At 44.7% G+C, this 12283-nt stretch carries 10 protein-coding genes and 1 pseudogene; 5 read left to right on the top strand and 6 right to left on the bottom strand.

Going from position 1 to position 12283, the window contains the following annotated elements; translation table 11 throughout:
* Positions 1-217 precede the first annotated feature (217 nt).
* Together argF and F6K64_RS22345 are read right to left on the bottom strand one after the other, a co-directional pair.
* Entirely contained in the window at positions 218-1144 is a 927-nt protein-coding gene (argF, locus tag F6K64_RS22350) for an ornithine carbamoyltransferase (protein ID WP_008188186.1), read from the bottom strand.
* A gap of 122 nt (positions 1145-1266) precedes the next feature.
* Positions 1267-1392, bottom strand: coding sequence for a hypothetical protein (locus F6K64_RS22345; protein ID WP_287266328.1), 126 nt, complete (start codon positions 1390-1392; stop codon positions 1267-1269).
* Positions 1393-1970: 578 nt separating this feature from the next.
* Between F6K64_RS22345 and F6K64_RS22340 the strand changes: the two genes are divergently transcribed.
* Complete coding sequence (locus tag F6K64_RS22340) at positions 1971-2213, top strand: hypothetical protein (protein ID WP_008188185.1); 243 nt, start codon at positions 1971-1973, stop codon at positions 2211-2213.
* 919 nt (positions 2214-3132) lie between these two features.
* Here the strand turns inward: F6K64_RS22340 and tnpC are convergent.
* Positions 3133-4638 (bottom strand): annotated as a pseudogene (tnpC, locus tag F6K64_RS22330) (IS66 family transposase).
* A gap of 117 nt (positions 4639-4755) precedes the next feature.
* Here tnpC and F6K64_RS22325 point away from each other — a divergent pair.
* On the top strand, positions 4756-5604 hold the full coding sequence (locus F6K64_RS22325) for a zinc ribbon domain-containing protein (protein WP_287266327.1): 849 nt from the start codon (positions 4756-4758) through the stop codon (positions 5602-5604).
* Between the two features lie 400 nt (positions 5605-6004).
* On the opposite strand, the gene F6K64_RS22320 is transcribed toward F6K64_RS22325, so the two are convergent.
* Entirely contained in the window at positions 6005-6379 is a 375-nt protein-coding gene (locus F6K64_RS22320) for a tRNA-binding protein (RefSeq protein ID WP_008188182.1), read from the bottom strand.
* 1587 nt (positions 6380-7966) lie between these two features.
* Between F6K64_RS22320 and F6K64_RS22315 the strand changes: the two genes are divergently transcribed.
* The gene (locus F6K64_RS22315) at positions 7967-9553 is read left to right on the top strand and encodes a SpoIID/LytB domain-containing protein (RefSeq protein ID WP_131827322.1); all 1587 of its coding nucleotides are present in this window, start codon (positions 7967-7969) and stop codon (positions 9551-9553) included.
* A 457-nt stretch (positions 9554-10010) separates the two neighbouring features.
* Here F6K64_RS22315 and F6K64_RS22310 read toward each other — a convergent pair whose 3' ends face one another.
* Together F6K64_RS22310 and F6K64_RS22305 are read right to left on the bottom strand one after the other, a co-directional pair.
* Positions 10011-10310 carry a ferredoxin gene (locus tag F6K64_RS22310; protein ID WP_008188179.1) on the bottom strand — a complete coding sequence of 100 codons (300 nt, stop codon included), beginning with the start codon at positions 10308-10310 and terminating at the stop codon, positions 10011-10013.
* Positions 10311-10351: 41 nt separating this feature from the next.
* Entirely contained in the window at positions 10352-10645 is a 294-nt protein-coding gene (locus tag F6K64_RS22305) for a 2Fe-2S iron-sulfur cluster-binding protein (RefSeq protein WP_287262798.1), read from the bottom strand.
* A gap of 477 nt (positions 10646-11122) precedes the next feature.
* Between F6K64_RS22305 and F6K64_RS22300 the strand changes: the two genes are divergently transcribed.
* Both F6K64_RS22300 and ilvC read left to right on the top strand, forming a co-directional pair.
* On the top strand, positions 11123-11263 hold the full coding sequence (locus F6K64_RS22300; RefSeq protein WP_287262799.1) for a hypothetical protein: 141 nt from the start codon (positions 11123-11125) through the stop codon (positions 11261-11263).
* Positions 11232-12227 carry a ketol-acid reductoisomerase gene (gene ilvC, locus F6K64_RS22295; RefSeq protein ID WP_287262800.1) on the top strand — a complete coding sequence of 332 codons (996 nt, stop codon included), beginning with the start codon at positions 11232-11234 and terminating at the stop codon, positions 12225-12227. Before F6K64_RS22300 ends, ilvC begins: the two co-directional genes overlap by 32 nt.
* Positions 12228-12283 lie beyond the last annotated feature (56 nt).

The following is a 12283-nucleotide window of genomic DNA, read 5'->3' as shown; positions in this document are numbered from 1 at the left end:
ATGAATTTTATTGATTTAGCAAACTTAGAGACTGTTTGAAAAGTATGGATTATCACCTCAAAGATGATCACCTCAAAGTGGTCTAGATTACCTAGACTTATCCATCAAAGTCCCTATTTTTCACTTGGCTCTAAGAGTGAATCAGCGTAACCTTTCAGACTTTTCAAACAGCTTCTTACAGTTAACCAATTAGCTAGTCTGGATTAGCAACTTAAAACTAATCATCCCCTAGAAGGCTTGCTAATAAAGCCTGTTGAATATGCATTCGGTTTTCTGCTTCTTGCCAAACTCGAGATCTAGAGCCTTCAATAACCTCTTCCGTAATTTCCTCCCCTCGCCGAGCTGGTAAGCAGTGCATCACAATAGTTTCTGACCCTACATTGCTCAATAATTCATCATTTACTTGATAAGGCTCAAATAATGGAAGACGCATGTCTCCAGAGTCGTCTTGACCCATACTAGCCCACATATCTGTATAGATGATCTGTGCATCTTGTATTGCTAATTTGGGATCGTGGAGAAGCTGCACTTCAGTTCGGCCTTGAGCAATTGCCTTAGCTTTCTCTAGAACTGTAAGATTTGGTTGATACTCTTGAGGCGTAGCAACTCTAACATTCATGCCTACTAGGGCACAGGCAAGCAAAAGTGAATGGGAGATATTGTTGCCATCGCCTAAGTAAGTTAGTGTGAGATCAGAAAAAGACCCGAAGCATTCTTGAATTGTGAGGAGATCAGCCAGTACTTGACAAGGGTGTTCAAAATCACTCAAAGCATTAATAACTGGAATGTTGGCATAGCGGGCGTACTCTTCTAAGTGCTCCTGGCCAAATGTACGAATTGCTAGCACGTCAAGGTACTTGCTCAAAACTCTTGCCATATCTGATAAAGGTTCTCCTCGAGACTCTTGGGTTAGTGCAGGATTAAGATCTAGAACCTTCCCTCCAAGTCGAGACATTGCTGCCCAGAAACTAACCCGAGTTCGCGTAGAAGGCTTGTAAAACAACAAGCCCAAAAGTTTATTCGATTGAATGTTAACTTGACCACTTTTCATTTTCCTTGCTAGATCTAAAAGCTGAAGAATTTCTTCAGCTTTTAGATCTGACAGACTAAGTAAGTCTCGCCCTTTTAAAAAACCTATTTCCATTATTATCGCTTTCCGTTCACTGAATTGAATTTTTGCAGTATTTGACCTTTATGATTATATAGCTTCTAGCAAAATTAAAAACTATTTTTTGATCACGGTAACAGGGAAAGACTTCCAGGCCATTAATTACCATTAAAAGATCTTTTGGAGTCGTCTTGATGATTGAGGTTAAGCGCAGCATAGTAACTACGCTGCTGGTCGTCCATGCCAAAGGAAATAACTACTGCCTTTTGAGTAACGGTGATCACATACTTTTAAGTATTGTTACTGTAGGTTTTGGTGAACTGATCACTAATACTCATAATTTGCTGATTGTAGTTTAAATAACTACATAGTTTGCTATGCCATGGATATCCTCCACTAATTCGAGATAAATTTGACTAGCCGATATGCTTGTCTGCTGTGCATTAGGAATATTGAGGGATTACAGTGTATCCCACTTTACTGTTGATTACATCGACTTAGTGATTTCGTAGTTGTATTAACTCTTAGAGAAGAATATCACATAATTATGCACAGTATTATGCACAGTTAATAAAAGTTATCAATAATCTTAATTAAAAATAAAGGCCATAAAAATTGATCAAAAATGTGATATTTAAGCCATTACGCAGGTTTGTCAGACCAGTAGATATAGGAGTTTTAAATGATTCGTGAAATATAGGCACTGGTTCCGTTAAGCGGGTGGTTGAAAGTCTTGCTATATCTGAATTAGGAGGGATAATAGGTAAGATTTGACCTGTCACGACTTAGAGGTGAGCAATGGAGTTATTATCCCAAAATTGTCCGTTGTGTGGTAGTCCACAAGTTAAACCCCACGACCGCTATGAGACCCAAAACGGCACAGGAACCATCTACCATTGCTTTGAGTGCGATACGTACTGAGCGTGAGACCTTCGCCACCCCCATAGCAGGACTGCGCACCCCCTTAAGTCGCATGATCGAGATTCTCAAAGCCAGAAGTGAAGGGATGGGTCTCAATGCTGACGGGGTGACAAACAGCCTTAAAAGCCTTACTGGGTGTGGGGTGACCGGGTGCAAGGGTGTCGGGTTTAGATCAGGAGCTTGAAACGTTGGTAGGGACGCTTGAATCAGGTTGGGGACGGAATGAAATTGCACCGGGTAACTCGAAATTCCCTTCTATTTTCCCCACACCCCACACCCTACACCCCACACCCCGTTTACTTTTTAGCCTTTTTGTCACCCCCTCAGCTATAATACAGTAGTCAGTTTGGTTAGGGCAGCTTCTCAAAAAGGACAAATGATTCATAATGCCAGTGTGCAGAATATTGAAACAGCCTCGCAATTAAACCCTTAAAAATAGGGATAAATCGGTATTTAATACCACAAAATGGACATTGACATTTACTTAGCGCTAGAGTATAATTGAAGTGTAGAATCCAGCTCTAACGATGCCAAGAAAAGAAGGAGTAACAAAAAGGATATCGACTCAAGTCGTCCCTGTGGCAGGGATGACAAAGTCGGTTGAACTTGAATTGCTGCAGGTAATGAAAAAGCTGGGTATCGTCAGGGCTGAGTCCTACAACAAGCTGGGAAGTATTAACCATTGGGGACTAGATTGGAAAAAGGCGTACCCAGAAGTAAGGAGTTTTAGGACTCCCGAATCCCTGGGACTACCTTCAAAACTAATGGAATGGACGGTCAGTGATGTAGCGAAAGCAATCACAGCCCAACAAGCAGCTTGCACTGAGGCCGTTGTCAAAAGGATTTACAAAAGGTTCTCTGGTACATACAACCAAAAGAGAAGAAAAGAGCTTTGTAGACAGCTCAAAACTTTAGCTTTCCTAGAAAATCCTTTACTACACAGGTTTGTCAGGAAGGAATACCAACGTGGGCATTCTTGGGTTAAGAACCAAATAGTCTATCAACAGGGAGGTTATACCTGTAAGCAACTTTCTCGCAACACTTATCAGTTAGAGTTAGCTGGGTTGAGAAGAGGAAAAAGGAACAAGGTAATCGGTAAGAATTCAGGTCATTGGAATCAGGGAAGGATAAGAAACCGTTGTTGGGGAAACGGTAGCCTCAAGAGCTTGTCGGAAAAATTCCACAGCCGAACGACCCTGGACACGGCAGGTTTGGATGACGCTGAGTAAATCCGCTGTTTCCCGAAACCGTTCCATGGAACGGGAACCGCCACAGACCTTACGTTTGGTCACTGCTGGACGCAATGCTCTTTCCGCTCGATTATTATCAGGTGGAACTTCTGGGTGCTATACGGAAATACCACCATTGGGCAGCTTTGTTTCTAAGAGAACGCAGCAGTAGCCCAGCTGCAGCTCCGGCTTGAGAACTCCATTGCTCCAAAGCTTTCTCCAACTTGGGTTTGAAGCGATGCAGCGCGGTCTTGGGGGTTTCCCCCATGAGCGACTGCATCAAGACACTGAGCTACCCACCCTCGATAAGCAGCTCCATCTTGAGTCTCTCGCCATTTTTGATGCTCATCGAAGGCCTCATCAATTAAATCCAGGAACCGTTGTCCCAATTTCGGGTTATTGCCATGACCCAAGCGGATCACTTTTTTGAAGTGCCGTCTCAGATGAGCTAAACACTTCTGCTGGTGAGCGACTTTGTAACCGTTATAGACACGCTCTGCCGTCGGAACTGAGGACTCCAGCAAATTCGGAACCCACAATTTGTTCGAGTTCCACCCGCCCTCGGGTATCTGCGGCATGGAACAGAGAAAATTTGGCTCCGGCAACAGTCCACAACCATTCTTTTACTCCAGCCACCCCCCACGGGGTTTCATCAACGTGCAGGTGTTGCTGTTGTTGCGCCCACTGCCAAAGTTCTTGAATAGGTATAGCTACCGACTGCGCCAGTCGTCGATTGGTGGCGGCTAGAGTTCCCACTCCGATTTTGAGTCCCGTCAACTCTAGTAGCCATTCTTGTTGTTTTTCTTCGGATAGGTTTCCGTGATTTCCCATCCAAGCCAGCATCGCGCTGTTGGAGATGCCCAAGTCTTGTCCGGGGATGACTCCAGGGGCTTTGGCTTCTTTGACTTGCCTGTGGCAATGGACACATTTGCAAGTGTGATACTGATATTCGACTATTTCTACGGGACGCTCTACGAGTTGGGCGACTTGTTTACAGCTTACAGATACAGGTGCGTCAAGGAATTCTTCTGAGCCACAGTTGGGACACACTGATGGTCTGACAATTTGGTAGCGGTCTACTCGCGCCATACCTTTTCTGGTTTTTCCTTGATGTCCCGGCTGCCCTCCAGGTTTTCTTTTGGCTTGAGGGGCGATTGACTCTGGCGGTTTGGGTTTTTCCGATTTCTGAATTAAGTCCGCTGATGGCGGTTGTGAGGTAATTTGGCTGTTGGGTCTGAGTCTGAGCTTGAGCTGGGCTACTTCCTCTAACAGTTGGTCAATCAGCTTTTGCTGCTCTAGTATCATGACCACCAACTGCTCCGTTGTCAGTTGCTTGAGTTGGGGGGGAGCTAGTTTTTCGGGTTTCGGTTTTTCGCTCATGCCGTCACCATACCGGATTTCTTGATTTTGTCAACCCCTCTCACCTGAATTCTTACGGTAATCGTTAGATCTAACCGAAAACTGAAAGGACAGATTCGGTTGATACATAATCACGTTTTGCCAAGATTTGAGATTCATTTTCTAGTAGACCATGGAACCGTAGAAATACCATCTGAACTCAAGAGTGTAGGAGTAGACAAGGGATACACCGAAGCTTTCTATGATTCGGATGGTCACGCGCATGGGAAGGGACTAGGGAAAGAAACTACCAAGAAATCAGATAGAATATGTGCCAAGAATCGCAATAGAGGGAAACTATGGGCACTTCATAGAAAGCTAGAGGAACTAAATCCATCTAGATCTGCTCGAATACTGAAAAACAATCTTAGTCGAAAGACAGAAAATAAACGCTACAGACAAAATCAATCGGAACTTACAGCCATTATAGGAGCCGCTTCTAAATCTCTTTTTAATGGTGAATCGTTGAAAGTTTTTGCGGAAGATTTAACACAACCAATAAAAAATAAACGTCAGTCCAAGGCCATGTCCCGTAAGCTTAATAGTTGGATGAAGGGTCAAATGCGGGACTCCTTACAGAAGTGGGCTAATTGGACTGGGTCGGTTGTTACAGAAGTTCAACCTAGTTACACGTCGCAAATTGACTCCGTGACTGGAACCCTATTAGGGAAAAGGAGCGGGGACAGTTTCACCAGGTTTAATGGGGTCGTGTTACAGGCTGACCACAATGCTGCCAAAAATGTCCTTAGCAGAGGTACGGATCAGGACATTACTCGGTACATGAGTAAGACCGAGGTGCAGGCAGTGTTGTTGCGTCGTACCGCGCGTTTCTTGGAAGGGATGGGACTGAGTTTGCTTGATGCAATTGAGCTTGGATTGCTTGATTGTAAACATGAGCTTTGCTCGGGCTTTCAAGGAACTCCTGGTCGGGATGCCAGGAACGTCTAAATAGATGGGTGGCAGGCTTAACTCCAATTGCCGATGACCACCCCTCACTTAGACCACAATAAAATGCACCTTGACCGTCTTATCCGGGATTATCCCGATTAATTACGGTTTAAGAGTATCCCCCCTCCTTTTCCTATTCGTGGGGGAAGTTAATCGGGTTCAAGCTTCATTAGGCAAGGACTTCAGCTTTTTTATGATCCCTTACTGACGTTCAATAGGAGTAGAGTGGGCATCCTGCTGTGGAATGGGAATATTGATAACCGGCAAAATGCCCATTCCACAGCAAAATGCCCATTCCACCTCACTCTTAAAATCATTTCATTATTAAGCAACGCTGATTCGTTTGGGCATAGTGGGGTAGCGTTCGTATATCCCCCCACACTAGATAGATGCCCTTGCTTTATCCTGCACGAGTACCATTCGGAATGATCTTTTCAGGCATAGCTAAAACTGGGGTTATACCATCTGCATAGCCAATATCAAAAAGCATGCCCTCTGATTGTTCTCCCATCATCTTCCTAGGCTTCAAATTAACTATAAATAAAGCCTGCTTACCCTCAATCTCTGCTTTAGGGTTTTCTCTCTCTTTTTTCATACCTACTAGGATCTTGCGTTTGAAATCACCAAAGTCAACCGTTAATCTGATCAACTTATCTGACTTTGGCAAATCTTCTACTAGCTCGATTGTGCCAACACGTATATCAATTTTTTCAAAGTCTTCATAAGAAACAATTTCTTTAATTGGAGCAACCTTAAAAGGGTTAGAGCTACTCATTTATGGATTCCTCACTAGTAGAGTTCATATATTATAATAAGATGCGTGCCAGATGAAGCTTCAGTATTTTTTATCCTGTGCAGTTACTTTACTTTGAGCTGCATCGGAATAATACAATACAAAGTGTGTCCTAGGAGCAACAGACCTAATTATACAGGAGTCCATAATTCAATTCATAGTCATCGGTGACAAGTTAAGGCTGTATACCAGTTGTCAAGGGAGTTTGCTGGAAATCAGCAATTCTCATTTTAGGAAATAGGTGTTCAACACCTACACAAAATTTGCCATAAGACAATACACAGTGGTAGATGTTTTGTGAAAGCAAAGGCTTGAGCCGGATGATGCGAGGAGTGTCAAGTCCGGTTCTTAGGGGAGGGAGATACGGTGACGTATGCTCTGTTACCCGCCACTTTCACGTATGGTATGACAGGAGAGGTGCCCCGGGTAATACAGTGCATCGACTCTACCAGCTTCAACAGCTGGGAGCAGGGAAAAGAAATATGTCCTAAGCTTTGCTTCGACTGGTATATAGCAGTCGCCAGGGCAGTTAGGACATGACAAAAGTCTCACACCCTTTGTAAGCGATGCAGAGGTGCGACCCGTGGCGAATTTAATTCGCCAACGGAAAGCGCACCTAAGCGGTCTTGGGGGTTTCCCCCACTCGCTATTGCATCAAGAAGCGCAAGAGTTTGACTTCTGACTTCTGACTTCTGACTTCTGACTTCTGCTATACCAACTCGGAAAACCTTTTTTGAGGATTTGCGAGCCTTGACCCGTTACATGTATTTCGATAGCTGGGAAGATCTGCTCACTTTCATCCTCCAGGGATTGGAGTTATAACTCCCTCCCAAAACTAGTTAATATTTCATACTGAGAATTGCTGGTCATTGCTGATTAGTCTTGACAGATTTGAATTCATAATATAAGGAACTACGCATTAAGGTGTTTGACATTGATAAAAGCTGAAAAAGGTGCGACCCGAACGCGCCCCGCGTCGGCTTTGCCGATAGGCGCGACCCAAGGGCGATTTACTCACCCATTGGAAAGCCCACCTTGAGGTGCGACCCAAGGGCGATTTACTCGCCCATTGGAAAGCCCACCTAAGCGCGAATTTAATTCTTAATGGGTCAAGCGCACAAAGAGCGGAAAGCGCACCTAAGCTGTTTGAGTAAACTTTTGCCTGTGGCCTGTGGCCTGTGGCCTGTTGCCTTCGGCGTAGCACTATACTATCTCGCCCCCGATCTTTCCAATATTCCTCCTCCTCCTGATGCTTTAAATTCCAATAAATCATCCCTATGCCAAAGCAAAGACCCTCCAATGCCAAAGCAAAAACTCTGAAAAGACCCGGTCAGGGTAACAATACCTGTGGAGGATCGTACTTTTCGGGATCTAGAATCGGGGAATGGGAATTATGGATTGGGTACTTTAAAAACTAAGCTAATGACAATAAAAGCGTTTGACTTGAATTCGCATCAAAATACGGCATCGGGTAAGACAGGTCGGTTTCGCAATTGGATAGTGGGGTTCACGAAAAAACCGGTCTCTCTCAATTCCCCAGCTTCCAATCCCCATTTCCTAATACCATTGATGACACTATCGTTGTGGGGACTACCAATCCTATCAGGGTTAGCCGCCAAAGCCTCAGATATCCCACTAAAAGTGGGAGTAGTGCAGCGCTTTGGAGATGAACCAACGGACAAGCTCACTCTGAAAGCTGCCCCGGACGATCAGCTAACCGTCAAATTTTTAGGCGGTGATATGCAACCGAAAACCAAGCAGCTTAGCAGCCTCAAGCTGGAAATAGTCAATAAACCGTTACAGCAGCCCCAGATCGAAGAGTACGTGGTATTGAGTAACCATGGAACCTTTGAAACTGCAGAAGATAGTGCCAATAAATGGCGGGAAAAGGGGATTGAGGTGGAAGTTGCCAAGCCTGACCGCTGGCAGGTGTGGGCAAAACGGAGTGTTTATCAAACCCCTTTATTGCGACGTCTACTGCTAGCAAGTATCAAAGCCAAAGGTGATACTACTGCCTATATTGATACTAATGTTGTCACCGAGGTGCCCCATGCTTCCTTTGTGATTGGTAACTATCGCTACCATCGACGGGAAATTGATATTACTGCTGGCAAAAATCTGATCTGGGTTAGCAAAGGAGAAAATAACCGTAGGACAAGACTTTATCCTGGTAGTCTACGGATCCAGCCCAATGCCTATGGTGACTATACCTTAGTAAATCAGGTACCTCTAGAAAGCTACTTGCGGGGTGTGGTACCTCATGAAATTGGAGCTGGAGCACGCTATTCAACCGTAGCTGCTCAGAGCATTATTGCTCGCACCTACGCCTTGCGGAACCGACGCCGATTTAATGTTGACGGTTACGAACTCTGTGCCGATACTCACTGCCAGGTTTATTTCGGAATAAATCAAACCAATCCAGTGGCTGACCGTGCGATCGCAGCTACTAAAGGTCTAGTGCTGACCTACAACAATGAGTTAGTAGATGCTCTGTATTCAGCAGCAACTGGTGGAGTCAGTGCGCCCTTCAGTGATGTTTGGAATGGGTCAGAACGTCCCTACTTAAGAGCAGTGGTAGACTCCCCATACTCCCTCTGGAATTTGTCACAAAAATCCTTAGCAGACGAACAAAATTTCCGTGAGTTCATGAACTTGAAGCAAGGATTTAATGAGACTGACAATAGTTACTTATTCCGCTGGAAGTACAACAATAGCTTGAAACAAGTCACCAGCCATTTACAACGCTATCTCAAAAAAACCAAACACCCCCTTGCCAACTTCACGACCATTGAGCATATGGAAGTGGTAGAGCGTTCACCAGCAGGACGAGTGCTGAAAATGGCGGTAACAACGGATCGGGGTATCCTGGAGCTGAGTAAAAATGAAGCCCGCAGCGCCTTTGGTCCTCCCCGCAGCACCCTCTTCTACGTAGACCCGATTTATGACAAAGGTAATCAAACCCTCAAAGGCTACGTGTTCGTGGGTGGCGGCTTTGGACATGGGGTTGGCTTTAGCCAACACGGTTCCCAAAATTTAGCTAAACTCGGTTGGTCCGCAGAAAAAATTCTCAGCTTCTATTATCCTGGTACTCAAATTCAGCCTTTGAACAATTCTATTATCTTCTGGCAAAATGCCAGCGCACTAGTTAAGCCCTAGTCTAATCAAGGGTAAAAGGGGGGAGAAGGGGAATATATGGATTGAACTTCCCCAACCGTCTTCGATGGGGATTCCCAGGCACAACCAAATAGATTGTTCTCTCCATGGGCGTAACTTTCCCCCGCACCGGGGGTAGCTGAGTAGGGTCAATACCCAGTTTTTTTGAGACCGTTTCCTTTCATTTTAACACTATTTGAGAGGGAAAATTCATCCCCACCTTAAAAAAGGATGGGGTATTCTTTTCCCTCTCAAACTCTCCCTTTAGATAATTTCAGGAAAATTACCTCCTTCTCCTCCTTGATTTAGCTTGGATTGAGCGTGATTTCGCCATCACCCCATTAGCTAAGGATATCATCACCCGATCTGCGGCAAAGGGGAAGTAAAGAGCTTCAAGGATAAAACATCCAAATTCTAAGCTCTCTTACTTCCCCTCTGTTATTAGTACATATACTAGTACTTAGTACAGAGCTTCCTCTTGATGAGTTTCGATCACGCAATCAGAGGTGGGCTTTGCGACACAGGTTAGAACGAAGCCAGCTTCTATTTGGTCATCATCCAGGAAAGATTGGTCGTCCTGGTCAACAGTACCACTGACTACTTTGCCAGCACAGGTAGAGCAGGCACCCGCACGGCAGGAATAAGGCAGATCTAAACCTTGCTCCTCGGCAACGTCGAGAATGATTTCGTCATCGGGAACGTCAATGGTTGTATTTATACCTTCCGCTTCACTTTTCAAGGTGACTTTGTAAGTTGCCATGTTTTAGTAATCCTCTTTGTTACTAGTACTTATATTAGTATTTAGTACAGAGCTTCCTCTTGATGAGTGGTGATCACGCAATCAGATTGGGGGTAGGCGACACAGGTCAGAATGTAGCCCTTCTCGATTTGGTCATCATCGAGGAAGGATTGGTCTGACTGGTCAATAGTACCACTCTCTAGTTTGCCAGCACAGGTAGAGCAGGCACCTGCACGGCAGGAATAAGGCAGTTCTACACCTAGCTCCTCGGCAGTGTCGAGAATGTATTCGTCATCAGGAGCGTCAATGGTTTGATCCCCTTCTGGCGTTTTCAAGGTGACTTTGTAAGTTGCCATGTTCTAGTAATCCTCTCGTAAAACAATAGTAGAGACTTTGTGAGTATACGGCAAAAGCCTATCCTTTAGTTCAAGGAGCTTGGCATGCTTATTTTTACTCCATCTCTGATACTACGGGAAAACACTCAGCAGATTAAGACCGATTAAGAATGAAAGGCTGAATCCCCAATTTGATAAGTTTTACTTATATTTTTACTGCAAGTATCTACACCACAGATTTAGCTGTAAAACCTCCATGAAAATACTCTAAGGTCTAGGTTTAACATGATTTTTACAGATCCTATCTCCCTCAGATAACTTTGGCAAAATCCTTAGAGATTTATAATTAGGAATACTTATAATTACCATCCAAGACCTGTATTCACACATGGGGTAATGTGGTGATGGATTGATCGATAAAAAGGTATATCACCTGCCAGGATTGAGATCGGTTTTGCGGTATCATGGTAAGTTTGCAGCGATGCAGAGGTGCGACCCGTGGCGAATTTAATTCGCCAACGGAAAGCGCACCTAAGCGGTCTTGGGAGTTTCCCCCATGAGCGACTGCATCAAGACAATGACCAGCAAAAAAGGAACAGAAATTACAATGGCTCAGATGTATTACGATACCGACGCTAACCTAGACCTACTGGCGGATAAAACTATTGCTATCATCGGCTATGGTTCTCAAGGTCACGCCCACGCCCTTAATCTTAAAGAGAGTGGCATGAATGTGATCGTGGGACTGTATCCAGGTAGTAAGTCTAAGGGCAAAGCTGAAGAAGCAGGCTTAACCGTCCACACAGTGGCTGATGCTGCTAAAGCAGCTGACTTGGTGATGATCTTGCTGCCGGATGAAGTGCAAAAAACCATTTATCAGGCAGAAATTGAGCCAAATCTGACCGAGGGTAATGTTATTGCCTTTGCCCACGGCTTCAATATTCATTTTGGTCAAATTGTTCCCCCAGAATTCATAGATGTGATCATGGTTGCTCCCAAAGGTCCAGGACATTTGGTGCGGCGCACCTATGAACAGGGAGAAGGGGTACCTTGTCTATTTGCTGTTTACCAGGATGCCACAGGCCAAGCACGCGATCGCGCCATGGCTTACGCCAAAGGAATTGGTGGTACCCGTGCCGGGGTTCTTGAAACTACCTTCCGGGAAGAAACAGAAACTGACCTATTTGGTGAGCAAGTCGTATTGTGTGGCGGCTTGAGTGAATTGATTAAATCCGGATTTGAGACCCTAGTCGCTGCTGGTTATCAACCAGAATTGGCCTATTTTGAATGCCTTCATGAAGTGAAACTGATTGTTGACCTAGTCGTAGAAGGTGGTTTAGCTAACATGCGCGATAGCATCTCCAACACTGCTGAATATGGTGACTATACCCGTGGGCCAAGGATTGTTACTGATGAAACTCGCGCCGAGATGCGTAAAATTCTCAAAGAAATTCAATCAGGTCAATTCGCCCGTGAATTTGTCTTGGAAAATCAGGGAGGTAAACCCGTCTTCACTGCTATGCGCCGTCAGAATAAAGAACATCCCGTCGAGGAAGTTGGTAAAGACTTACGGGCTATGTTCAGCTGGTTGAAAAAAGCTTAAGCATTGTTGACTGTTGACGGTTTACGATTAACCTTTTAAATCAGCACTTATAGCAA

It is taken from the genome of Moorena sp. SIO3A2 (assembly GCF_010672265.1).
Lineage (GTDB): Bacteria > Cyanobacteriota > Cyanobacteriia > Cyanobacteriales > Coleofasciculaceae > Moorena > Moorena producens.
This window is presented reverse-complemented; position numbering and strand designations above follow the sequence as displayed.